This window comes from Cobetia sp. SIMBA_158 (genome assembly GCF_046566945.1).
Lineage (GTDB): Bacteria > Pseudomonadota > Gammaproteobacteria > Pseudomonadales > Halomonadaceae > Cobetia > Cobetia amphilecti.
The window spans coordinates 1-257 of sequence record NZ_JAWJYL010000658.1 but is presented as its reverse complement, the minus strand read 5'-3'; the positions used below and the strand labels follow the sequence as shown (position 1 = coordinate 257).

The 257-nt window shown below is 53.3% G+C and carries 1 pseudogene; it reads right to left on the bottom strand.

The features are described 5' to 3' along the window. Positions 1-257 (bottom strand): annotated as a pseudogene (locus R2R70_RS21465) (oxalyl-CoA decarboxylase); the annotation flags it as partial.

Below are 257 nucleotides of genomic sequence, written 5' to 3'. Positions count from 1 at the left end.
ACGCTTCGTCTTTTTCCATCGTCGCGGCCAGGACATTTGCTGGCAAATCAAGATAAACTCCGCCAGGGCGACCCGATACAGAGACCCGGATAGCGCGTGCCAATGCAATGCCAAGATCCTGCGGCTGATTAACGCGAAATGCTGCTTTGGCATACGGTTTTGCCGCATTCATTTGGTCCAGCTCTTCATAATCACCTTGCTGTAGGTCGACGATCGCGCGGTCGCTGGAGCCGCTAATCATGATCATCGGAAAACCA